Below are 23,442 nucleotides of genomic sequence, written 5' to 3'. Positions count from 1 at the left end.
CCGGCTCTGCCGCTGCGCCTGGCTCTGGCGCTGCGCAGGGCTCACTGGAACGCCTTGCGGTAGGCCTGCGGGCTGACACCGGCCACGCGCTTGAAGCGGTCGCGGAAGGCGGTGGGCGAGCCGAAGCCGACCTGGACGGCGATGCGCTCGACGGTGTGGCCCGTCGTTTCGAGCAGGTGCTGCGCCTGCCGGATGCGCGTGCGGTGCAGCCACCGCAGCGGCGTACTGCCCGTCTGCTCCCGGAAGCGGCGCAGCAGGGTGCGGGTGCTCATGCCCGCATGGCCCGCGATGTCCTCCAGGGTGAGCTCGCGTCCGGCGTTCTCCTCCAGCCAGTGCAGGAGCGGTTCGAGCTCCGATCCCTGCGGTGTGGGCGGCGCTTCGGAGACGATGAACTGGGCCTGGCCGCCCTCGCGTTCCAGTGGCATCACCGAGAGGCGGGCCGCGTCCGCGGCGACGGCGGAGCCGTAGTCCCGGCGGATCAGGTGCAGACACAGGTCGAGCCCGGCGGCGGCGCCCGCGGACGTCAGGATCTGGCCGTTGTCGACGTAGAGCACGTCCGGGTCGACGTCGATGTCGGGATGGCGCTCGGCGAGCCCGGCCGCGGCCGCCCAGTGCGTGGTGGCGCGGAGCCCGGACAGGAGGCCTGCCGCGGCGAGCGTGAAGGTGCCCGCGCAGATGGAGGCGATCCGTGTGCCGTCGGCCGCCGCGTCCCGCAGCGCGTCGAGCACCGCGTCGGGGACCGGCCGGGACACGTCTGCGACGCCCGGCACGATGACCGTGTCCGCGTCCGCGAGCCCCTCCAGGCCCCATGGCGACCGGAGCGTGAAAAGACCGGCGTCGATCTCCGGCGCGGCGGCGCACACCCGCACCCGGTAGCCGGCCCGCCCGCCCGGCAGCCGGGTACGGCTGAAGACCTCGATGGGGGTGGACAGGTCGAACGGGATGACGTCGTCCGGCGCCAGGACGGCCACGGTATGCATGGCGGCAACGTACGACAGAGCCGCCATCCCGCCAAGCGTGTGTGCAGGGGGTGCGGCCTTCACGTACCTGTTGGGGCGGTCGAGAAGCAGGCAAGGGAGGCGATGGCGGTATCTCTGCGAAGCGTGTCACTAATGCCACTGTCGGCGGCCGGAGGCGCTGACTAATCTCGGCGACCGGGGCCCGTTCGGGAGCCGTCAGACCTCCGCAGTGCTCCGCCGACTTCCGCAGTTCTCCGCAGTTCTCCGCAGTTCTTCGTCGTTCTTCGTCGTTCTCCGAATCCCGAGGGCTCCCGCTGTGACCAAGTTCTTCCTGACGCTCCATGTGCTGGCAGCCATTCTCGCCGTCGGCCCGGTCACCGTCGCCGCCAGCATGTTCCCCCCTGCCCTGCGTCGTGCCCAGGCCGACCCGCAGGACGCGGCGGCCGTCGCGTCCTTGCGGCTGCTGCAGCGCATCTGCTCGGTCTACGCGTTCGTCGGCGTCGCCGTCCCCATCACCGGGTTCGCGACCGGAGGCAGCCTGGGCGTGCTCGGCAGCGCCTGGCTGATCGCCTCGATCATCCTCACGATGGCCGCGGCCGTGGTGCTCATCATCCTCGTCCTGCCGCGTCAGGAGGCGGCACTCGAAGCGGTGACCGGGAAGGGTGGCGACGGCATGGGCGGTCAACCGGCCGATGGGGCGGGCGTGGTGGCCGTGGGGGAGCGCACTGGGTCCCAACTGGCCATGTACACAGGAGTGTTCAATCTCCTCTGGGCCACCGTCACCGTCCTCATGATCATCAGGCCCGGCTCCACGACCGGGGCCTGATCCCTTCTACGACCTTCCTCGGCCGACCGGCAGCTCCCGACAGATCGCTGTTGACCCCCGTGGAGCGGAACCCCTAAGTTCGGTGAACGTGCGTTCACCAGCACTTTCCTTACCACGGGGGTATCAGGAATGGTCCGTGCACCACACGCTCCGCAGGCCTTCGACCGGGCCGACCTGCCACCGGACGCCGGGCTGTATGTGGAGCTCGCGCTCGACGCCGCCGAACAGGAGCGGCTGCGCGCCGTCGCGCCGGGCCCGGTCTGGTTCGCCGAACCGGACTCCGGATCCATCGACGACGCGCGTGTCCTCGCCGAGTCCCACATCGCCCTCGGCAATCCGAGGCCGGACTGGGTGGAGAAGGCGCCGCAGCTGCGCTGGCTGCAGCTCGCGTCCGTCGGCGTCGACCGTTACGTCGGCTTCGACTGGCCGGCCCTGGGGCAGCGCCTCACCGTCACCAACCTCGGCGGGCTCTTCGCCGACCCCGTCGCGGAGACCTGCCTCGCGGGCATCCTCGCGCTCTACCGCGGCGTCGACGTGCTGGCGGGACTCCGCACCAGGGAGACCTGGTCGAAGCTCGACGTCCGGCCCGGACTGCGGCTCCTGGGCGGCGCGAGCGTCCTCATCCTGGGCAAAGGGTCCATCGCCCTGCGCCTCGCCGAACTGCTCGCGCCCTTCGGCTGCTCCGTCGCGCACTTCGCACGGGGTGACGGCGACATCCGTACCCGGCAGCAACTCGACGCCAGGCTCCCCGAGTTCGACATCGTCGTGGGGCTCCTTCCGGACACGGCCGGGACAGCCGACCTCATTGACCGGCGGCGCATCGACGGGCTGCGCCCCGGCGCGGTCTTCGTGAACGCCGGCCGCGGCACCCTCGCGGACGAGGACGCCCTGGTCGCCGCCCTCGCGTCCGGCCGCCTCGGCGGCGCGGTGCTCGACGTCACCCGCGAGGAGCCGCTGCCCGCCGGGCACCCCCTGTGGAGCTGCCCGAACGTCATCCTCACCCAGCACACCGCGGGCGGCTCGCGCGACGAGACGGAGCGCGTCATCGACCTGTTCGCCGACAACTGGCAGCGGCTCGCCGGCGGAGAGCCGCTGCACAATGTCGTGCGGTGGTCCCAGGGTTACTAGGGCGAGGGCGAGGGCCGGGCGCTCACCGCCGACCGTCAGAGGAAGTGGAAGCCCGGCCTCGGGTGCATCAGGAAGTCGTGGTGCGAGATGTTCCACGCGTACGCACCCGCCATCGCGAACACCACCCTGTCCCCGGCCCGCAGCCCCGCCACCGGAACCTGCCGTGACAGGACGTCCTTCGGGGTGCACAACTGCCCCGCGAAGGTCACCCGGTCCTGAAGCGCCGCCGACCGCGGCCAGGGATGCGGCCACGGCTCGCGGGCCGGGAGCACGGTGCAGGGCTGGTCGTGTCCCTTGGCCGCGGGGGTGCGCAGATGGTGGGTGCCGCCGCGCACCACCGCGAACTCCTCGCAGTGGCTCTGCTTCACGTCCAGGACCTCGGTCGCGTACCAGCCGCAGTACGCGGTGAGCGACCGCCCCGGCTCGATGCGGAGCGTCAGTTCGGGGTGCGCGGCACAGAGCCCGGCGAGGCCGTCCCCGTACTCGGCCCAGTCGAAGTGCGCGCCGGGCTGCGCGTAGTCCACGCTCATGCCGCCGCCGACGTTCACCTCCGCGAGGCGGATGCCGTGCCGCCGGGCGAGCGCCTGCGACCAGGTCACGATGGACTCGGCGACCGCCAGCTGCCGTGGTGCGTCGAGTCCGCTGGCCAGATGGGCGTGCACGCCGAGCAGGCGCAGCTGGGGGAGGCTGCCGTCGGTGAACCGAGCGACCACGGAGTCCGCCTCGGCCGGATCGATGCCGAACGGAGTGGGCCGTCCGCCCATCGCCAGCGAACTCCCCGCCAGGGATGCGGCGTTGAGGTCGAGGTTGAACCGGAGCAGGACACCGACGCGGGCGTGCGGCGCGACGCGGGCGGCGACCGCGGCCAGCATCCCCAGCTCGTACGCGCTCTCCACATGGAAGCGATCCACGCCGAGCTCAAGCGCGGCCGTGATCTCGTCGGGCGTCTTGCCGGGTCCGCCGAAGGCCAGCGGATGCCCCGTCACGGCCTTGGCCACATGGGAGAGTTCACCGCCCGACGACACCTCGTAGCCGTCGACGTGCGGCCCGAGCGCGGTGAGGATCTCCGGCTCCGGATTGGCCTTGGCGGCGTAGTAGAGCTCGACCTGCGGGGGGAGCGCGGCGCGCACGGCGGCGGCATGCGCGGCAAGCGCCGACAGGTCGTAGAGATAGGCGGGCAGTTCCTCCGGAGCGAGGCCGAGGGCGCGCTCACGTACGGCGGGAGTGGGGGCGGTCATTCGGCGGTGCTCCAAGGTGCGTCGGTGCGGGTACCCAGGTCCCGTACGTGCTCGGCGAGCGGAAAGGGCGAGGTGAGGCGGACATACCCCGCGTCCCGGTCGGCCTTGCGCTCCCAGCGGGTGAGCAGATTGGCCTTGGCGGGCAGCGGCACCCCGGCGAGCAGGGCGCTGAGCCGGGGCGGGCAGCCGTGCGCGTCGGCGAACTCCTGCACGGTGGCGCGCACTTGGGACCACAGCGCGGGCTCGGTGTGCGGGTGGAGGTCGGCGAGGGCCGCGAGCAGCTCGGCGACGTGGTTGACCAGGAGGCAGTAGACGACGCGGTCCCAGCCGCGCTGTGCGTCGTACGTCATCGGGGCCGCGACCTCGGGCGGGAGGGCGGCCAGGGTCTTGGCGTGCCGCTCGGGGAGCAGCTTGGTGCCCTCCAGGTCGCGGAAGAGCACCTGGGCGGGCATGCCGTCGTCGTCGACGCAGACGAGGACGTTCTGGAGATGCGGTTCGAGCACCAGGCCGTGGTCGAAGTACGCGGCGAGCACCGGGGGCAGCAGGAGCCGCAGATAGGTCCGCCACCACTCGAGGGCCCGCTGCGGCCCCGCGCCTTCGAGCAGGCGGGAGATGTGGCCGGGGCCCGTCGGATACTCGTCGGCGACGGCCGCGGCGAGCAGCGGCGTCGTACCGGGAAGGAGCCGTCCGGCCAGGCCTTCGCGCACGATGACGCCGAAGCCCTCCAGGAGGGCCAGGTCGGGAGCGCCGTCGGGCCCCGGGAGCGCAAGGCTGCGGTAGGCGGGCTCGCGGAGCACGGCGCTGCCAGGGAAGCGGGCGGCCAGGTCGTCCAGGGCTCCTTCGAGTACGCGGGTGAGCGCGACGGCGCCCGACAGTTCATAACTGGCGTTCTTGCGCAGGCAGTTGGTGATGCGGACGTTCAGGCTGAACTTCAGGAAGGTGTCACCGCCGTACAGCGTGCGCACGGAGGCGGTGGCCGCGAAGGGGGAGCCGCAGGGGCCCAGGTCGATGACGTCCTTGCGGTCCAGGGCGGCACGAAGCCCGGGGTGCTCCCGCAGCAGGTCGTACTGCCAGGGGTGCACGGGGAGGAGGCGGTAGCCGTCCGGCACGGTCCCGAGGCGGTCGAGCGGGGCCGTGGCGTCCGGCCGCGCCGTCTCCTCGGCGACGAGGTGGTCCCGTACGGCGAGATGGCGCAGCGGGAAGGCCGCCGCCGTCTCGGGGGCGTACGCGGACCAGTCGGTGAGGTCGCCGCCGCGGGCCTTGGGGGTGGGATGGAAGCGGTGGCCGAACAGCAGGGACTGCTCGGAGGCGAGGTAGTCCGCGAGCCACTTCGGGGCGTTCTCCGCGGCGGGCGCCGGACGGTCGGCGGCGAGCGCGGCGCTGACGCCTTGGTGGCTGGAGGCGATCTGCTCCAGGAACTCCTCGTTGCGCACGCCCGTACGGAGCGAGAGCTCGGCGTGCGTGTACTCGGCCAGGCGCTGCCAGTCCACCTCCACCCAGGCGCCGTCGCGCTGTTCGGTCACCGGGCCGGTGAAACGGTGGGCGCCCAGGAGGGAAGCGCGGCGCAGCGCGACGCGCAGGAGGACCCCGCGGCGCGGCAGCCGGAGCAGGAGGTCGCCGTCGACGACGGCGGTCTGGTGCTCGGGCCCCGAGACCTCGCGAAGGAGGCAGTTGAGGAGGGTGTGCGTCACCGCCTGGTCGGCGCTGGGCAGGCGGGTGGGTGCGGCGCCGGCGACGGGGGCGCCTGCGATGAGGGCGGCGGACTGGGCGGGCGCCCAGGACGGGGCGGAGAACGTGCCGGTCGGCAAGGACATCAACGGCTCCAGCGGATGCGGGGCGAGCGGCGGAACAGGGCGGGAAGAGTGGCGGCGGCCAGGGCGATCAGGGCGATCGCGGTGCCGGTCAGGAGGGGTGCGGGCAGGCCGATGAGGCTGTTGCCGGCCGCTGCCGCGAGACCGGCGGCGACCGCGCCCCCTTTGGAGACGAGCTCCAGCGTGCCGAACATTCCGCCGGGCGGTCTGCCGTGGGCGCACTCGGCGGCCAGCACGGACAGGCTGACCAGGCCGAGCGTGAGGCCCGCCCCGAGCAGCAGCCGAACGCCGGTGAACGCGGCGAGCGAATCGGCGGCGCCGTGCCCGGCGAGACCGAGCGCGACCAGACCGAACCCGGCGGCGATCCCCTGCATGGGGCGGCGCTCGACGGCCTGGTGCACCCGCAGTGCGAACAGGAGATAGCACAGGTGCGGCAGGGCGAACAGCGCGCCGGACACGACAGGGGAGACGCCGGGTATTCGGTCCTCGACCAGAGCGATCAGGTAGGGGAAGGAGATGACGGTGCAGAAGACGAAGGCGAACTCGAAGGCGTAGAGCGCCCTGAGCGGCGCGAGCGGGGCGGTGGCGTCCGGTGCCTCGGCCGGCGTGGCTGCGGAGAGATCCGCCGTGGGCTCGGGGAGGGCGGCGAGCATCGCCGCCGCGGCCAGCGGCAGGACGGCGAGCAGCGCGTACTGGCGGTGCGGCGAGACCCAGGGGGCGAGCGAGCCGACCAGGATCGGCGCGAGGACGAGCGCTGCCCGCGCGGCACCCTGCATCAAGGTGAGCGCCTTGGACAGGCCCGAACCGGTCAGTGCGGCGGCGAGGTATCCGTTGGACGCGGCGAACGTGCCGCCCAGGACGCCTTGCAGGACCAGCGCCGTGACGAACGCGCCGAGGGAGTCGGCCCAGCCTGCGAGCAAGAAGGAGACGGCGAGGCCGAGTTGGGCCCGCAGAAGCAGCCGTTTTCGGCCGAAGCGGTCGGCGGCCCGGCCCCACAGGGGCGCGCCGAGCGCGCCGAAGACGGTCGGGACGACGTACAGGAGTCCGGCCCAGCGAGCGCTCGCGTCGCCGAGATCCGGGAGGATCGCGGTGAGATACGGGGGCAGGCCGAGCGCGGCGAAGGACGCGACGAAGTAGCAGGCGGCGACGGCGTGCACCTGGCGACGCCCGAATCCCGCGCCCACGGACGGGCCCTCCGAAAGCGCGTGCGCCGACGATGCGGTGGCCATCATGAAGTCCCCGTCATCCGCAGGTAATTGGGCCCTGTCGTGTAGTGCTTGTTGATGTCGGCGGCTCCGGAGCGATCCTTGGAGAGCAGGGTGCCCGCGGTGACCATCGCCTTGACGGGCAGCTCCGCCGCGTCCAGGACGTGCGTCCGCAGGAGCGCGCCCGGTTCGCCGGGGCCCGTGCCGAGCCGGTCCACGGCCTCGGCGAGCCGGTCGCGCACGAGCCGGAGCAGCCGCCCCAGCGGGGCGTGGCCGTGCCGGGCGAGACCGAAGGCGTAGGAGCCCGCGCAGAGGTGGAGGGTGATGGTGGTGAACACGTCGAGCACGGGCAGATCACCGTCGACGAAGATCCGCGCATCATCGAACACGCCGTATTCCGCTGCCTGTTGCCCCATGGCATCGCGCAGCCGGGTGAGGTTGATGCGCGGTCCGTCGTTGTCCTTGAACAGCAGCCGCAGCCGGGTCCGGCGGTCCGCTCCCTGGTCGATCACCAGCGAGATGTTCTGCTGGTGCGACTCCAGGGCGATCCCGTAGGTGAAGAGGGTGGTCTGCCAGTCGAAGAGGAGGGTGAGCGTGGCGTCCAGGAGGGCGAGGGGGTCGCCGCCGTAGAAGCGTTCGGCGATGTGGTCGATGATCAGCCGGTCATCACCGGGTGCCGGGCACAGGAGCGCGGCCATCGGCACGACGGCGGCGCCGTCGAGACCGGCGGGGTAGCGGCGCAGGAGCACGGCGAGGAGTTCGTGCCCGGCGTGCGCGAAGCGGGTCTCGTCCGCGTGCAAAACGACACCCTGGAACCGGGGCTCGCGGGCGATGACGGCTTCGACGAGCCGCTGGCCCGCGGCGCCGTCGACCAGGGTGCCCGGCTTGATGGTGCGCCGATTGCGCAGGCCCAAGGTGGCCGTGGCGAGCGGCAGTTTGAGGTGGTGCGTGGGGTGCGAGGTGAGGGCGACGGTGCGCATCGACAGGGTCGGTACGACGTCGGGTCCTGGCCGGTCGAGGAGCAGGGCCCGCGCTTCGAGCCCTGCCTCGCGCAGTGCGTCCCGCATAGTGCCGTCCGCGGTCAACGGGTGTACGGGGAGCACGAGATGGCTCCCTTCGAGCTCGGGAACGCCTGCCTCGCGGGGCGAAAGCCAGGCCTCGGTGCCGCCGCCGACGGTGACGGCCTCTCGGGGCAGGGCGAGCCGACGCAGCGCGAAGGCGGGGTGGAACTCGGGTGCGTAAGCGCGCAGTTGGGCGACGGAGAGTCCGGAGCGCCCGCGCGAGGTCGGATACACGGGATGATCCGCCCGCGCGGCGAGGGCGTCATGGCCGAGCCCGCCCGCGAGTCCGGTCCAGTCGGCGGGTTCGCTGCCGTACCGCCCGGTGAGCAGGGCGTTCGCCTCGTCCTTCGTCGCGACATGCAGCCGCATGGCGTCGAGTGCCTGCCCGCACTCCACGGCGAGCGCCTCGAACCCGCCGCGGTCGACGGGGTCGGCGAGGTCACGCAGGGCGGACAGGATGCTGCCGGTGTCGGTGAGTTCGGCTCCGTCGGACTCGCGGCGGAGCAGGGGGAGCCGGGCGGCGTACGTTGCCTGATAGCCGTCAGGGCGGACGGGCATCAGCAGGGCGTCGCCGGGCCCGAGCCCGGCGGAACCCACTCCGAGGGCACGCCCGGCCGACCGCGGATACGGATGCCCGGCGTCGTCGAGACCAGGCCGCGAGGCGGCGGCCCCGGCGGCGCATTCCGCTGCCACAGGGTCAGTTGGTGCCGCACCCGGCAGGCCGCCCTCTCTGCTCCCGCCCGCGTCGACGCCGTGCTCGGCGGCGGGAATCCCGGACGCGGCTGCGTCTTCCGTGGGGTCGCGTGGCGCGGGCATCCCTGGCGGGCCCCCAGTTGCCGCGGAGCCGCGTGGCGCGGGCATCCTGGGCGGGGCCCCAACTGCCGCGGAGCCATCCGGTGGCGTCACCGGCAGCCTCAGCCACAAGCCGTCCGGATGCCGCACCGTCTCGCTCCGGGTGCGCCACCCCACCACGTCCTCGCGCAGGAGCGCGCTCAGAACGCGTAACAGGAGCTCGCCCTCGACGCCCTCGGTGGTTGAACGATCCGCGCCCGTTCCGTCCGTCAGGCGCGTCACGGCGTGATCTCCCAGTGCTGCTCGGCGAGGAAGTCCGCCACGGCCCGGTCCACCGCAGCCTGTTCGGTGCCGGTGGCGCGGACCACGCCGAGGAAGTCGCGGTTGGTGCCGTGGAGTTCGTGCCGTTCGCCGATCTCGCGCAGCGGGCGGTACGTCAGTCGCACCCCGCCCACCGTCACTTCGCTCGCGCGCGGCGCGGCCGTCAGCGTTCCGGAGCTTCGCGCGCACGGATAGTCGAGCCGGGCCCGGCCGTCCGTCCGCGCGCCCAGGTCCGAGGGGAGCGGCTCGCCCAGATGCGTACGGAGGATGTGCTCGAAGAGCGGTATGTCCAGGAGCTGCGCCAGGAGCAGGTCGCACTGGTCGCCGATGGCGCGGTAGTTGACCTCGATGAGCCGTGCCCGCCCCTGCGCCACCACGAACTCCGTGTGACAGGCCCCGAACCCCACACCCAGCACGTCCAGTTGGGCAAGAACCTGGGCCGTCACCGGCTCCGGATGCGCCGGGACGAACGTCATCCGCTCCTCTATGAAGTACGGCGGCGGCGACACCTCCGTACGGAAGCCGCCCAGGACGTGCCGGACGCGGCCGTCGCCGAGCGTCTCCAGAGTGCACAGCTCCCCGGCGAGATACTCCTCGACGACCAGTGCCGCCCCCGGACGTCGCGCCTGTATCTCCGCGCACCGCCGGATCAGGTCGGCCGGCCTGTCGGCCAGCACCACGTCCTCGCTCGCCACGCCCTCCCGCGGCTTGACCACGCACGGAAACGGCACGTCGAGGCCGCTGAGTTCGGCCGGGTCCTGGTCGGCGGAGAGCTCCGCCGACCAGACCGCGTCGGCGCCCGCAGCCGCCAGATGGCGGCGCATCTGCGCCTTGTCCTTGGTGCGCAGCGCCACCCGCCAGTCCTTGCAGGGCAGCCCGAAGTACTCGGCGGCAAGGGCGGCCTGGGTCTGGAGGTGGTCACTGTTGGTGAAGACGGCGCCGGGGGAGTGGTGTGCGGAGATCCGGCTGATGACGGCGCGGAAGTCGCGCACGTCGCACTCCAGGATCTCCAGGTTGTCCGGGGTCTCCGATGACTTCAGGGTCTCCAGGGCGGGACCGCGCCGGTGGGCATCGGGCTGATCGGTGAGGAGGGTGACGTCTAGGCCGAGCCTGCGCGCGGCGGGCAGAAAGCCTTCGGTGACCGAGTCGGTGGGGTTGCGGGCAAGGACGTACAGCCGCATGGCGGGGGTCCACTTCCGGGTGCGAGCGGAGGTGCGTGTGGGGGAGGGGGAGGTGCGGGCCGATGGAGCGGCCCGCACCGAAGAGGCCCTGAGGGTTCTGTGTGAAGGCCGTCTACTTCGCCGGGAGTTCGACGCCCGTCGCCTTGGCCACGTCCTCAAGGACGTGCTCCGCGGCCTGGACCCCGATGCCCGACATCCACGTCTCGTCCGGGACCGTGAAGACCTTGTCCTTCTTGACGGCGCTCAGGTCCTTCCAGACGGGGTTGGACGTGACGTCCTTCTGCTGGGTCTTGTCGGGAGCGTCGGCCACCGTCACGAAGATCAGGTCGGCGTCGGCCTTGTCGATCTGCTCGGGGCTGACGTCGAGCATCGTCTTCTCGGGGTCGGACGAGTTCTGCGACGCCGGGCGCGTGAGGCCGATGTCGTCGAGGACGATGCCGCTGTAGGAGGACTTCTGGTAGAGCCGCGTCGGTCCCGCGACGAAGCGGACGACCGAGGCCGACGGCATCTTGCCGTCGTACTTCGCCTTGATGGAATCGCCGAGGGCCTTGGCGCGCGTCTCGTAGCTCTTGAGCGCCGTGTCGGCCTTGCTCTCCATGCCCAGGGCCTTGGCGTGGACCTTCAGGTTCTCCTTCCAGGGGGAACCCGTGGTCTCGGTGAAGACGGTCGGCGCGATGCCGCCCAGCTTGTCGTAGACCTTTTCGTGCCGGACCTTGGAGGACAGGATCAGATCGGGCTTGAGCGAGGCGATGAGTTCCAGGTTCGGCTCCTCCATCGGGCCGACGTCCTTCACCCCGCCGATCTTGTCCTTGAGGTACGAGGGGAAGCCGCCCGAGGTCTTGAAGTGCGGGGAGACCGCGCCGACCGGCTTGATGCCGAGCAGCGTGACGTCGTCCAGCTCGCCGGTGTCCAGGACGACGACCTTCTGCGGCCGTGCGGGGATCTCGGTGCTGCCCATGGCGTGCTTGATGGTGCGCGGGAAACCGGTGTCGGCGGCGGCGTCGGCCGTGCCCTTGTCGTCTCCCTCGGAGCCGCCGCACGCGGCGAGTGCGCCGGTGCCGAGGACGACGGTGAGCAGGACGGCACTGAGCCTGCGCGGAAGGCTTCTGGTGGTCATGAGGCCTGGATCCCTTGCTGTGAGCGGAGGTTGGGACGGGGTGGAGAGGGGTGCACCGGGTTTGACGGAACACACGGGGCGACGATCAGGCGGGGACTGCCGGATCGCCCGTGGCGCGGCGGGCGGTTCTGCCCTTCGGTACGACCAGTGGGGTGCCGGTCTCCGGGTCGGGGATGACCCGGCATTCGACGTCGAAGACGTCTTTGACGAGGTCCGCGTCGAGTATGTCGGCGGGCGCACCGGCCGCGGCGAGCCGCCCGTCCTTGAGCACGACCAGGTGGTCCGCGTACCGGGCGGCCTGCCCGAGGTCGTGCAGCACCATCACCACGGTGCGGTCCGCCTCGGTGTGCAGATCGGCGACCAGGTCGAGTACGTCGAGCTGGTGCCGCAGGTCCAGGAAGGTGGTCGGCTCGTCCAGGAGCAGCAGCTCGGTGTCCTGGGCGAGCGCGAGGGCGATCCAGGCGCGCTGACGCTGGCCGCCGGAGAGCCGGTCCACGGACCGGTCGCGCAGCTCCGTGGTGCCGGTGCGCTCCAGGGCCTCGTCCACCGCCGCCTGGTCGGCCTTGGACCAGGGGCTGAGGAAGCTCTGGTGGGGGTAGCGGCCCAGGCGTACGAGGGCTTCGACGGTGATGGCGTCGGGCGTCACCGGCTGCTGCGGCAGGAGGCCCATCCGCCGGGCGAGGGCCCGCGCCGACATCCGGTGGATGTCCGCGCCGTCCAGGGCGACACTGCCGCCGGCGGGCGCGAGCAGCCGCGTCAGGCCGCGCAGCAGCGTGGACTTGCCGCAGGCGTTGGGGCCGACGATGGCGGTGACGGCACCGCCGGGCAGGGTCACGTCGAGGCCGCCGACCACGACCTTGTCGCCGTACCGCAGAGCGAGCCCGTGCGTGGAGAGTTGATTGGCGGGGGGCGTCGGCGTGGATGTCGGTGTGGACGTCGGCGTGGGGCTCATGCGGCACTCCGGTTGACGGGCCTGCTCTGTCGGATCATCAGCACAAGGAGCCAGGGGGCGCCGAGCGTCGCGGTGACCACCCCGACGGGCAGGCCCGACACCGGAAGCAGGTGCTGCACCACCAGGTCGGAGGCGAGCAGCAGCACCGCCCCCGCCAGACCGGTCAGCGCCAGCGTCCCCGGAGTCGGCGGACCGGCCACGAACCGCACCAGGTGCGGCACGGCGAGCGCCACGAACGCGACGGGCCCGGTGAGCGCGGCGGCGAGCGAGGCCAGCACGATCGCGGTGAGGAGGAGTTGGAGCCGCGCGGCCGACGGGTTCAGGCCGAGCCCGCCCGCCGACTCGTCGCCCAGGTCCAGTACGGCGAGCCGCCGCTGGAGCGAGAAAGCGGCCACCAGCGCGAGCGCCACCGCGCCTCCGGCGGCCCACACCTCGGTCCACGTCCGCCCGTAGAGCGATCCGGTGGTCCATTGGAGCGCGGAGCCCGCGAGTTCGGCGGGGAAGCGTACGACCATGAGGTTCACGGCGGCGGCAAGACCCGCCTGGACGGCGAGCCCGACGAGCACGAGCCGGGTGACGGTCAGGCCCGAGCGCCAGCCGAACACCCCGAGCAGCAGCGCGGCCAGGAGACCGCCGCCCAGCGCGGCCGGCGGGATCAGCGTCTGGGACGCCCCGGTGGCGAGCAGTACGACGGCCCCGAAGGAGGCGCCGCCCGTCACGCCCATCACGTCCGGCGAGGCCAGAGGATTGCGGAACACCCGCTGCAGCAGCGAGCCCGATACCCCGAGTCCGACCCCGGCGACGACCGCGGCGATCACCCGGGGCGCCCGGAAGTCCTGCACCACCAGCACGTCCGCCGGGTCACCGAGCCCGACCAGGCCGCGCAGCGCGACCGAGGCGGGCATGGGCATCTGACCCGTGGTCAGGGCGAGCGTGACGAGTGCGAAGAGGGCGGCGAGGCCGACGCAGGCGAGCAGGGCGAGGCGCCGCCGCTGACGCACCCGCGCGCCGGTGGGAGCGGCCTTGATCTCACGTACGGCGAAGACGGTCATCGCGCCACCTTCCTGGCCAGGACCGCGAGGAGCGGCGCGCCGAGGAAGGCACTGACGATGCCGACCTCCAGCTCGGAGGGGCGCACGACGACGCGGCCGAGGACATCGGCGGCCAGGAGCAGCAGGGGCCCGGCGATCAGACAGCCCGGCACGAGCAGCCGGTGGTCGGAGCCGACCGCGAGCCGCACCAGGTGCGGGGCCGCGAGCCCGATGAACGCGACGGGCCCGGCGACCGCCACCGCCGAGCCCGCCAGCAATACGACCGCGATGCCGCCGGCAACGCGGATCCTGGCCACCGGCACTCCGAGCGCCTGCGCCGAATCGTCGCCCAGCGCAAGGGCGTTGAGGGCGGGCGAGATCGCGAGGGCGAGCACCAGGCCGATGACGAGGGTGGGCAGGACCGGCCAGAGCACGTCGAACGTGCGCCCGGACAGCGATCCGGCCAGCCAGAAGCGGGCCTCGTCCAGGGTGCGTTCGCTGGCCAGCATCACGGCCTGGGTCCAGGAGAGGAGCACCATCTGGAGCACGACTCCGCCGAGCGCGAGGCGCACCGGATCGAGGTCGCCCGCTCGCCGGGCCAGCATCAGGGCCAGCATCCCGGCCGCCGCGGCCCCGAAGAAGGCGAACCACAAGTACTCGACGGGCCGCGTGAGATGCAGGGCGTAGATCGCGACGACGACCGCGAAACCTGCGCCCGCGTTGATGCCGAGCGTGGTCGGCGATGCGAGCGGGTTGCGGGTGATGCCCTGGGCGACGGCTCCGGCCACGCCGAGGGCGGCACCGACGGCGAGTGCGACGACGGTGCGCGGAAGGCGCAGTCCGGTGACGACGATCGCGTCCCGCCCGTGGGCGTCGCCGAAGAGCGCTTCGGCCACGGTGGAAAGCGGTACGGGGCGCGATCCCAGGGCCAGGCTCAGGGCGGCGCACAGCACCAACGCGCCGAATCCGGCGAGGAGCAGAGGGATCCGCCGCGTGACGAGGCTGCCTGGCGGGACGGCCCGATCGATCTTGGACACGGGGTGAGAGTTTAGGTTAGGTATACCTAAGGATGTCAACTCGCTGTGAGGGTTGGCTCACTCGTGGATCACTCATGGGTCACTCGTGGGCCACTCGGTACGACAGGGTGCGCGGCGCGCCGCTTCCGATGAGGCAAGTTGAAGAGAAATAAGGTAAGCCTTACCTAGTCGCGGTGGACGGGTCTGCCGCCGAACGACCGATTGACCTGCCTTTCAAGGAGTTACGCGTGCCGCTGACCGTGGCCCCGGACCTGGCGTCGACCGCCACCGCCCTGAGCCCCGCCGCCCTGCTCGCCACGACCTATCAGCGGCTCGCCGCGCACTGCGGGACGCTCGCCGTCACGGTGGCGCAACCTGGCTCGACCGCGGGTCAAGGGTGGCTCAGCGGCGCCGAACTGACGGCACATCAAGACGCCCTGCAAGCCTTCGTCGGGGCGGAGGCCGCACGCATCCGCGCCGGTCACGATCACACTCCGCGCCCGGATGTCGCCGCGTCCCGCGCGCTGCACGGCTACCTCTGGTCGGTATCCCTGCTGATGAGCGGTGCCTGGTACCTGGATCGGCGCGTGCCGCGGATCCGCCCGCAGGACGTGCGTGTCCATCTGGAGACCGGCGCCTTCGAGATCGTCCCCGGCTCCTTCGCCTGCCTCCCGGACGACCCGGCGGCCGGACTTCCCGGAGCGCTGGTCCTGCCCGACGAGGAGTCGCTGCGCACCGAACTCCGCGCCGCGGTCGTCGCGCACATGCGCCCGCTGCTCACGGCGATCGGACCCCAACTGCGGCGAGGGCAGCGGGCGTTGTGGGGCATGGCCGGGGACGATCTCATCTCCGGGATCTGGTACCTGGGCCGCATGCTCGGCCAGGAGGACGAGGCACTGCGCGCCGTGGACGCCCTGCTCCCGGGCCCCGTGGAGCCCTTCCCCGGTGGCGCCGCCTTCCGTCACCTGACGACCCGCGACGGCGAACGGCATCCGACCCGCACCCGTCTCGGCTGCTGCCTCTACTACACGATCCGCCCCGCCGAGGCATGCGGCACCTGCCCGCGCGTCTGCGACGCGGAACGGCTGCGGAGGCTGGAGGCGGACATCACCTCGGCCGACGTGCCGTTGGCCGACGTACCGTTGACCGATGTGCCGTCGGCTCAAGCGTCGCCGGAGTCCGGGCAGTGAAAGCGTGGCAGGAGCATCGGGACAGGGGAATCGTGATAGGGAATCCGGCGTAGCCCTCGCTCACGCCAGGAGAAGCCCGTGCCCTTCCAGGTTCCCGTCATCGACATCACGCCGTACGTCGCCGGCGGCACGACGGCCGAACGCGCCCGTGTGGCACGCGGGATGGACGAAGCCTGCTCAGAAGTAGGCTTCGTCCAGATCCTCGGGCACGGCATTCCCGAGGCGACGGTGGACGGTCTGGCCGCTGCCGTGGACGGCTTCTTCGGACTGCCCCTGGAGACGAAGAAGAGCTACCGTGTCACCGGGGCGAACCGCGGCTACAGCCCGCCCAGGAGTGAATCCCTCAGCCTGAGCCTCGGCGTGGAGTCCGCCGCCCGAATGAACGACTTCTTCGAGGCGTTCAACATCGGCACCGAAGCCCGCTCGTTCCCCGGACTCGACCTGTCCGAGGACGACTACGGTCTCAACGTCTGGCCCGCGCAGGTCGACGGCTTCGAAGCGGCCGTGCTCGGCTACTTCACCCGGGCAGGCCGCGTGGCACGCACCCTGACCCGCATCTTCGCGGACGCCCTGGGGCAGCCCGCCGACTTCTTCGAGTCGCTGACCGACCACTCCATCGACGTACTGCGCATGAACCACTACGCCCTGCCGGAAGGGACGGTCACCCTCGACGGTGACCTGACGGGGATGGGGGAGCACACCGACTTCGGTCTGGTCACGGTGTTGTGGGCGGACCAGGTCGCCGGGCTGCAGGTGCTCGGCGCCGACGGCGCCTGGCACGACGTGTCGCCCGTCGACGGCGCGCTCCTGGTCAACCTCGGCGACCTCACCGCCCGGCTCACCAACGACCGCTGGATGTCCACCCTGCACCGCGTCAAGCCGCCGATCGTGGACGGCGGCATCGTCCGGCGCCGGTCCGCCGCCTACTTCCACGACGGCAACGTCGACGCGGTCATCTCCACGCTGCCGAGCCACCTCGACGCGGCCGACGAACTCGCCTACGAACCGATCCTCGTGCGTGACCACATCAAGGCGAAGCTCGCGGGGTCCCGACAGGGCAAGGCGAACGCGGCGGCCGTCCGGGAGGCGGCGCGGGTGCGCGCGGCTGCTGGGCGGGAGGCGGGTAAGGGCGGCCCCGCGGCCGACTCGGGCTCCGTCACCCCTGGTTGAGGTCGGCGCGGATCGCCTCCAGGGCCTCGGTGATGTTCGCTTCGGCGGCCGCCTTGTCGACGCCGAGCCCGGCGAGTGTGCCCGTGCCGCCCTCCGTCTCCAGGAGGGAGAGCAGGATGTGCTCGGTCCCGATGTAGTTGTGACCGAGCCGCAGCGCCTCCCGGTAGGTGAGCTCAAGGACCTTCTTCGCCCCGGCGTCGTACGGGATGAGGTCGGGCACCTCGCCCACCGCGGGCGGCAGTGCTTCGGTGACGCGCTCGCGGATCGCGTCGAGCGAACTCCCCTGCGCGACAAGGGCCTTCGCGGCGAGCGCGTCCGGCTCGGTCAGGAGGGCGAGCGTCAGATGGCCGGGACCGATCTCGTCGTTGCCCGCCGCGCGGGCCTCCTCCTGCGAGGCCATGACCACGTTCTTCGCCCGGGGGGTGAACCGGCTGAAGCCCTGCCGGGGGTCGAGGTCCGACATCTCGCCGGGGTCCTTGGCCACGAACCGCTTCTGGGCCGCCTGCCGGGTGACCCCCATGCTCTTGCCGATGTCCGTCCAGGAGGCGCCCGAGCGGCGCGCCTGGTCCACGAAGTGGCCGATCAAGTGGTCGGCGACGTCGCCGAGGTGATCGGCGGCGATCACGGCGTCGGAGAGCTGGTCGAGGGCTTCGGGGCGGGCCTTCTTGATGGCCTGGATCAGATCGTCGAGACGGACGGGCTGTGTGGGCTGAGTGGGCTGCGTCATGTGTCAACGGTAGGTTGACAGTGGAGCGAGCGTCAACCCTGCGTTGACACTCGATCCGGTGGCCCTGCGATCCGGACCCCCGCCTCCGCGCCCGTCCGTGAGCGCTCCGCCCACCGCACCGCGGGCCCCGTCGCAAGGCCCGCCGCGAGGAAGATCCCGCCGAGGAGCAGCCAGCCGGGCGCGCCCCACACCACGAGGAGCGAGGTGAGCAGGAGCGGACCGAGAGTGCGGGCGACGGGGACTCCGGTGCCGAAGAAGCCCTGGTACTGGCCCACTTGGTGTGCGGGCGCAAGGTCGAAGCTGATCTGCCAGGAGCCGGCGGACTGCTGCATCTCCGCGATGACTTGAAGCAGCGCCCCCGCCACCAGGACCACCACCGTCGCCCACACCGGAAGCCCCGCGGCGGACAAGGCGAAGACGGCGCACGAGGCGAGCATGATGAGACCGGAGCGCCGCACCGCACGCGTGGCCGTGCGCGGCCCGCCGACATCACGGGCCATGCGGACCTGGAAGGCCATCACCGCAAGGGTGTTGAGGACGAAGAGCGGCGAGACCAGCCAGCTCGGCGCGTTCGTCCGGTCCACCACCCACAGCGGAATCGCGAGGCTCAGCAGCGGCATCCGCAGCAGCAGGACCGCGTTGAGCGCGGTGATGACGGCGTACGGCCGGTCGCGGAGCACCGCAAGGCGCGGCTCCCCCTTTCCGCGGGCCACGGACCGCGGCACCGCGGGCAGCCGGAGCAGTACGAGCGCGCAGAGCAGGAAGCTGACCGCGTCCAGCACGAAGACCGCCAGATACGCCCCGCGCGAGTCATGGTGCAGGGCGAGGCCGCCGAGCGCGGCACCGACGGCGAGACCGGCGTTGAGCGTCGACTGGAGATGGGCCAGGACGCCCGTACGTGCCGCGGGCGTCACGAGCCCCGCGAGCAGAGCCTGCCGTGCCGCGGCGAGCCCGCACTGGGCGACGGCGTACAGACAGGCCGCGAGGAGGAAAGGGACGAAGGAGCGGATGAACAGGAAGGAGGCGACCGACGCGCTGGTGGCCAGGGCGAGCAGCACCGCGGTGCCGCGCGGGCCCTTCCGGTCGGCGAGCGCGCCCAGCGGCACACCCGTGACGGAACCGATGGCCCAGGCGACCGTGAGCGCGAGCCCGATCTGCGTGGGGGAGAGGCCGACGACGCGGGTGAAGTACAGGGCCGAGGTCACGTAGTAGGCGCCGTCGCCGAGTGAGTTGCTCAGCTGGGCGGCGGCGAGCACGCGTGGCGCTCCGGCCGGCGGCAGGATCTGGATCGGCACAACGCTCCCTGACCAGGCGGCCGTTGGGCCGTTTCTTCACTGATGAGAAGAGGCTAGCCAGCCAAATGGCGCGGTCCGTGGGCCATTTGCGGGACGCGAGTGCGGGCCAATTCCCCGCGCGAAGTGGGGTGGGGGCCACGAAGAAGCCCCGGCACACACCCGCCGGGTCAGCCCGGCCTTCGCACCATGAAGACGTCGACCGGGTCCTCGTGCTCGACGCTGAAACCGTGTCGCTCGTATAGGCGTTGGGCCGCGCTGCCCTGCAGGACGTTCAGGCGTACGAGGTCGCCGTCGGCGTCGGTCCGGTCGAGCAGCCCGCGCAGCACGGCCGAACCGAGGCCCCGGCCCTGGAGCGCGGGGTCCAGGTAGAAGTGCTCGAGCCACTGCGCGTCCTCGGCCGGGCGCAGGGCGACGCAGCCCGCGAAGGAGCCGTCGGCGACGACGACCGAGGTGTGCCCGGGAGCGAACGCGTCCCGCAGTCGCTGGCGCACCCGATGCTCGTCGAACCGGCCGAGCCGCTCCAGATCCGGGCGCATCACCCTCGCGCGCAACTCGACCATGGCCTCGAGGTCGGTCCGCTCGGCGGCCCGCAGCACCCACCCCGGGACAGGTGCCGCGGCCTGGCGCGACTGCTTCGCATGTGTGGTCATGGCCGGATCATCCCTGATCAGCGCCCGGCGGAACGGGGCCGGGGTGCCCTCAGCGGCGAGCGGGCCCCGGCTCCCGTCCAGGTCATGGCGTACGGCACATCAGCGAGTGACCTGCCAGCTCAGCGAGCCGGTCAGGCGCTTGCGCAGTTCCGGGGCGCGCACGGACTTGCTCGGGTCGGTGGCGCGTGCCGTGACGGTGTGCGCGCGGCCGTCGGCCGGCACCCCGAGCGCGGCGGGGGTCACGCTGCTCGCGTCCCTGGCCTGGCGTGCCTCGCGGCCGTCGACGTACCAGCGCACTCGTGCGTGGGAAGACGCCTCGACGCGCATCCGCTCGGAGCCGCGCACCTGTCGGTCCGTGGGGGTGACACCGCTGAGGACGGGCGCGTGCTGGTGGAAGCCCGCGATCATCGCCTCACGTCCGGGCAGGTTGAACTCGCGGCCCAGCGTGCGCATGATCGAGTCCTCGGTGGGGCGGTTGAGGCCGTGTCCGTGGTAGCCGCCACCCTCGTACGCGCCGACGGTGCCGCCGTCAGGCGACTCCTGGCCGAGCCACTGGTGCCACTTCGTCTTCTGTGCGGCCATCTCGTCGGCGCTGAGCTTGGTGAGGTTGGACTCGCCGGGCTCGGGGCCGGTGTAGGTGCTTTCGTCGTACCAGTACTCGTCGGCGAGCTTGCCGAACGAGTGGCCGGTCTCGTGGACGGCGACCTGGTCGGAGTCGGGGTGGTCGGAGGACGCGGTGCCGATGCCGTCGTACCCGGAGGGCGAAGTGATGGCGTTGTAGCCCGCGCCGCCGTACTTGGTGGAGTTGCCGAGCACGATGACGAGGTCGGGGTCGGCGGCCTTGCTCGCGTACGCCTCGACCTTGTTGGTGTCGACGCACAGCAGCCGCTCGATGTCGTCGCAGAAGAACGCCGAGTCCAGGGCGGTGTTCTTGCGGACGTCGCTCGTCGGGTCGCCCGAGATGCCGGAGTCCTGCGAGTGCGCGTCGACGGCCCAGACGTTGAAGAGGTCCTCGTACTCTGCGTACGGCTCGACGGCGGCCATCTCCTTCCACTTGGTGCGCACGTCGGCGTGGAAGTCCTCCTGCTGGGCGGCGGTGTAGCCGTCGCCGATGAAGACGACGTCGACCTTGGTGTCGCTCGCTCCGGCCTCCACGATCGGCAGGACATCGCCGTCGCCCTTGATCGTGGACCGCTCCTTCGTGGTGAGGGGGGCGGAGGCGGGGACCTGGGCGTGGCGGGGGTGGCTGCCGGGTCCTGCGAAGTACTCGACCTCGACCTGACCGGTGTCGTGGGCGGCAGTGGCGCTGCTGTCCTGTCCCTGGTCCGCGGCGACCGGCGCGGTGACGGCGAGCGCGGCGGCCAGGGCGACACCGGTGGCGATGGCGAGACGCTTGCGGGATATGCGGGATATGCGGGATGAGTGTCTGCGACGCATGGAAGATCTCCCGGGATCTGCGCGGACTCGGGATCGGCAAGTCCGCGACGTAAGTGGGGGGTTAAGGGAGGTTAAGGCGCGGTTCAATGTAGGGGCTGTCGGGAAGCCGGGCAATGCCTGGGGCGCAAGGTGGCGGCGGGAATGCTGAGTTCGCACCACCTGCTCCCAAATGACCGTGCGTCAGGCGTTGATGGGCTTGGCTCGGAATCGGAGCTCGGAATCGGAGAGGGAGAGATGAAGCAGAGCGGATCTGGGGGTGTGCGGCTCGACGGGCCCGGAGTGATCGGGCGTCGCGTCCTGCGCCTGCGTACGGAACTCGGGCTCACCCAGCGGCAGTTGGCGGAGCCCGCGTACACGCCTGCCTACGTCTCCACGCTGGAGTCGGGCAAGGTGAGACCCTCTGAGGCCGCCCTCAGGCACCTGGCAGAGCGGCTCGGCGTCACCCCCGAGGAGCTTGCGACGGGACGCCCTGCCCGGCTCGCCGCGGAGCTGCGCCTGCGCCTGACCGACGCGCGGCGCGCCCTGGCCACCGGGGCTCCCGAGGACGCTGCCGCCCTCTTCCGCGCCCTGCGCGCCGAAGCCGTCGAGCACGCGCTGCCGGGGGAGCAGGCCACCGCGCTCCTCGGTCTCGGCGAGTGCCTCCTTGAGTCCGGCGACCTCGACGACGCGCACGAGTGCTTCGCCTCGGTGGAGCGGCTGCTCGCCGACGAGCCGCTGCCGCGCCGCGTCCCCGCCATCCGCGGCCGCGCCAACGCCCACCGCCTCACGGGTGAACTCCGCTACGCCTGCCACCTGTTGGAGACCGCTCTCGACCAGCTCAACGCGTCAGGCCTGCACGACCCCGACGCGCTGCTCCTCCTCTACTCGGCGTCCATCGCCCCGTACATGGACATGGGCGCACAGGAACGCGGCGCGCACGCCGCCGAACTGGCCCTCGCGCTCGCGCCGCGCGTGGACGATCCGGCACTGCTGGCCGGGATGCACCGCGGGGTGGCCCGTACTCTCATCGCGCAGGGCCGTATCGCCGAGGCCGACGCATCGCTCGCCAAGGCCCAGGATCTCTATCAGCAGCTGCACATCCGCACCGAACTCGCCCACTGCCACTGGATGCGCGGCTATGTGCACGCCCAGGACGGCGACCTGGAACGCGCCGAGAGCGAACTGCGCACCGCACACGACATGCTCACCGCCAAGCGGGCGGCTCTCTACGCCGAACAGGTCGAGGTGGAACTGGCGGACGTGCTGCGGCGGCGTGGCAAGGTCGGTGAAGCCGAGGCGCTGCTGAGGCCGCTGCTTGCCACCGGCACGGAACCCGCGGGGTCCAAGGACGTTCCGGCCCTGCGGGCCGGACGAGGCGCGGTGCACGTGGGCGCCGCGCACCGGCTGCTCGGCCTCATCGCGGAGGAGTGCGGTGACACGGAGGCCGCAGAGGAGCACTACCGCGCCGCACTGCCGCTGCTCGAACGCGCGGGCGTGACCGGGGACGTGGCCGACCTGTGCCGCCTCCTCGGCGATCTGCTCCGGCGCACGGGACGGACGGAAGCCGCCCTGGACACCTACCGCACCGGCCTCGCCCACCGGTCCACGCCGGGCACGACGACACTGGGACCCGCGCCGGCGCCCCCGCCGATGTGAGGGCGGACCGCTGAGCGATTGTCCGGCTTCTGTCACGGTGCTGTGCGCGCGGACAACCTGATGTCCCCTCATGTCCGTCCGCCTGCTAAAAATACGGGCGGCACAGGGACGCAGACCGCCTTGTGTGCCTGCATCGCAGTATTTCGACAGTTGGGCCCGAGAGGGCCACAGGGGGAAAGGCAACAGCCTGATGAACCACGCACGCACGACCGCCGCAGTCCTGGCCACGGCGGGGGCACTCACGGCCGCTCAGCTCGGCCTGGCCGGATCCGCGTCCGCGGCGGACGCACCGAAGGCACCGAAGGCGTCGGCCGCATCGGCGCAGAGCGCCGGCTGCCCGATCGACATCGTCTACACGTCCCGGTTCTACATCGGCCCGGGTGGGTGGGTGAAGGGCGACGGCCTGTACTTCGGTCTCAAGAACAAGAGCACGAAGAGCTTCAAGAAGGTCACCTTCACCGTCAGCAACGTCAAGAACGTCCGCTTCGGCACGGCGAAGGCGAAGGGCGGCAAGGTCACGCACAAGACCTCGAAGACCATCTCCGTCTACGACAAGAGCCTCGCGGGCAAGGCCAGCCTCGGGGTCAGGGTCAAGACGCGCCTGCTGAACACCAGGTCGTACAAGGTGAAGTTCAAGGTCCACGGCAACGGCTGGAACTGCGCCGTCAACCAGGGCACCTGGGGCGCCTGAGCATCGCAC

At 71.8% G+C, this 23,442-nt stretch carries 20 protein-coding genes; 6 read left to right on the top strand and 14 right to left on the bottom strand.

Annotated features, from left to right (window positions below):
- Positions 1-41 precede the first annotated feature (41 nt).
- A complete protein-coding gene (locus ABZ833_RS03210; RefSeq protein ID WP_361040294.1) occupies positions 42-980 on the bottom strand; it encodes a helix-turn-helix domain-containing protein in 939 nt (312 codons plus the stop codon).
- Positions 981-1,275: 295 nt separating this feature from the next.
- Between ABZ833_RS03210 and ABZ833_RS03205 the strand changes: the two genes are divergently transcribed.
- Positions 1,276-1,785 carry a hypothetical protein gene (locus ABZ833_RS03205; protein ID WP_361040292.1) on the top strand — a complete coding sequence of 170 codons (510 nt, stop codon included), beginning with the start codon at positions 1,276-1,278 and terminating at the stop codon, positions 1,783-1,785.
- Positions 1,786-1,914: 129 nt separating this feature from the next.
- A complete protein-coding gene (locus tag ABZ833_RS03200; protein ID WP_361040290.1) occupies positions 1,915-2,913 on the top strand; it encodes a D-2-hydroxyacid dehydrogenase in 999 nt (332 codons plus the stop codon).
- Between the two features lie 35 nt (positions 2,914-2,948).
- On the opposite strand, the gene ABZ833_RS03195 is transcribed toward ABZ833_RS03200, so the two are convergent.
- The 9 genes from ABZ833_RS03195 to ABZ833_RS03155 all read right to left on the bottom strand — a co-directional run bounded on the left by ABZ833_RS03195 (position 2,949) and on the right by ABZ833_RS03155 (position 14,659).
- Positions 2,949-4,151: a type III PLP-dependent enzyme gene (locus ABZ833_RS03195; protein ID WP_361040287.1), complete on the bottom strand. Its 1,203-nt coding sequence runs from the start codon at positions 4,149-4,151 to the stop codon at positions 2,949-2,951.
- Positions 4,148-5,965: an IucA/IucC family protein gene (locus ABZ833_RS03190; RefSeq protein ID WP_361040285.1), complete on the bottom strand. Its 1,818-nt coding sequence runs from the start codon at positions 5,963-5,965 to the stop codon at positions 4,148-4,150. The genes ABZ833_RS03195 and ABZ833_RS03190 overlap by 4 nt, the downstream gene beginning before the upstream one ends.
- On the bottom strand, positions 5,965-7,191 hold the full coding sequence (locus tag ABZ833_RS03185; protein ID WP_361041319.1) for an MFS transporter: 1,227 nt from the start codon (positions 7,189-7,191) through the stop codon (positions 5,965-5,967). Before ABZ833_RS03185 ends, ABZ833_RS03190 begins: the two co-directional genes overlap by 1 nt.
- Entirely contained in the window at positions 7,191-9,302 is a 2,112-nt protein-coding gene (locus ABZ833_RS03180) for an IucA/IucC family siderophore biosynthesis protein (RefSeq protein WP_361040282.1), read from the bottom strand. Before ABZ833_RS03180 ends, ABZ833_RS03185 begins: the two co-directional genes overlap by 1 nt.
- Positions 9,299-10,522, bottom strand: a complete 1,224-nt coding sequence (locus ABZ833_RS03175) for an ATP-grasp domain-containing protein (protein WP_361040279.1) — start codon at positions 10,520-10,522, stop codon at positions 9,299-9,301. The genes ABZ833_RS03180 and ABZ833_RS03175 overlap by 4 nt, the downstream gene beginning before the upstream one ends.
- A gap of 112 nt (positions 10,523-10,634) precedes the next feature.
- Positions 10,635-11,639, bottom strand: a complete 1,005-nt coding sequence (locus ABZ833_RS03170; protein ID WP_361040277.1) for an iron-siderophore ABC transporter substrate-binding protein — start codon at positions 11,637-11,639, stop codon at positions 10,635-10,637.
- 85 nt (positions 11,640-11,724) lie between these two features.
- Positions 11,725-12,591 carry an ABC transporter ATP-binding protein gene (locus tag ABZ833_RS03165; protein WP_361040275.1) on the bottom strand — a complete coding sequence of 289 codons (867 nt, stop codon included), beginning with the start codon at positions 12,589-12,591 and terminating at the stop codon, positions 11,725-11,727.
- Entirely contained in the window at positions 12,588-13,643 is a 1,056-nt protein-coding gene (locus ABZ833_RS03160; RefSeq protein ID WP_361040272.1) for an iron ABC transporter permease, read from the bottom strand. Before ABZ833_RS03160 ends, ABZ833_RS03165 begins: the two co-directional genes overlap by 4 nt.
- The gene (locus ABZ833_RS03155; protein ID WP_361040269.1) at positions 13,640-14,659 is read right to left on the bottom strand and encodes an iron chelate uptake ABC transporter family permease subunit; all 1,020 of its coding nucleotides are present in this window, start codon (positions 14,657-14,659) and stop codon (positions 13,640-13,642) included. Before ABZ833_RS03155 ends, ABZ833_RS03160 begins: the two co-directional genes overlap by 4 nt.
- 233 nt (positions 14,660-14,892) lie before the next feature.
- On the opposite strand from ABZ833_RS03155, the gene ABZ833_RS03150 reads away from it, so the two are divergent.
- The gene (locus ABZ833_RS03150) at positions 14,893-15,828 is read left to right on the top strand and encodes a (2Fe-2S)-binding protein (RefSeq protein WP_361041317.1); all 936 of its coding nucleotides are present in this window, start codon (positions 14,893-14,895) and stop codon (positions 15,826-15,828) included.
- 78 nt (positions 15,829-15,906) lie between these two features.
- Entirely contained in the window at positions 15,907-16,998 is a 1,092-nt protein-coding gene (locus ABZ833_RS03145; protein ID WP_361040267.1) for a 2-oxoglutarate and iron-dependent oxygenase domain-containing protein, read from the top strand.
- Here the strand turns inward: ABZ833_RS03145 and ABZ833_RS03140 are convergent.
- The 4 genes from ABZ833_RS03140 to ABZ833_RS03125 form a co-directional block, all read right to left on the bottom strand.
- Positions 16,985-17,725, bottom strand: a complete 741-nt coding sequence (locus tag ABZ833_RS03140) for a Clp protease N-terminal domain-containing protein (RefSeq protein WP_361040265.1) — start codon at positions 17,723-17,725, stop codon at positions 16,985-16,987. The genes ABZ833_RS03145 and ABZ833_RS03140 overlap by 14 nt on opposite strands.
- 32 nt (positions 17,726-17,757) lie before the next feature.
- On the bottom strand, positions 17,758-19,020 hold the full coding sequence (locus ABZ833_RS03135; protein WP_361040262.1) for an MFS transporter: 1,263 nt from the start codon (positions 19,018-19,020) through the stop codon (positions 17,758-17,760).
- A gap of 167 nt (positions 19,021-19,187) precedes the next feature.
- Entirely contained in the window at positions 19,188-19,580 is a 393-nt protein-coding gene (locus ABZ833_RS03130) for a GNAT family N-acetyltransferase (RefSeq protein WP_361041314.1), read from the bottom strand.
- A gap of 189 nt (positions 19,581-19,769) precedes the next feature.
- Positions 19,770-21,107 carry a M64 family metallopeptidase gene (locus tag ABZ833_RS03125; RefSeq protein WP_361040260.1) on the bottom strand — a complete coding sequence of 446 codons (1,338 nt, stop codon included), beginning with the start codon at positions 21,105-21,107 and terminating at the stop codon, positions 19,770-19,772.
- A 234-nt stretch (positions 21,108-21,341) separates the two neighbouring features.
- On the opposite strand from ABZ833_RS03125, the gene ABZ833_RS03120 reads away from it, so the two are divergent.
- Positions 21,342-22,742, top strand: a complete 1,401-nt coding sequence (locus ABZ833_RS03120; RefSeq protein WP_361040257.1) for a helix-turn-helix transcriptional regulator — start codon at positions 21,342-21,344, stop codon at positions 22,740-22,742.
- Between the two features lie 190 nt (positions 22,743-22,932).
- Positions 22,933-23,433: a hypothetical protein gene (locus ABZ833_RS03115; protein ID WP_361040256.1), complete on the top strand. Its 501-nt coding sequence runs from the start codon at positions 22,933-22,935 to the stop codon at positions 23,431-23,433.
- The last annotated feature ends 9 nt before the right edge of the window (positions 23,434-23,442 follow it).

It is taken from the genome of Streptomyces sp. NPDC047525 (assembly GCF_040643025.1).
GTDB lineage: Bacteria > Actinomycetota > Actinomycetes > Streptomycetales > Streptomycetaceae > Streptomyces > Streptomyces durmitorensis.
This window is presented reverse-complemented; position numbering and strand designations above follow the sequence as displayed.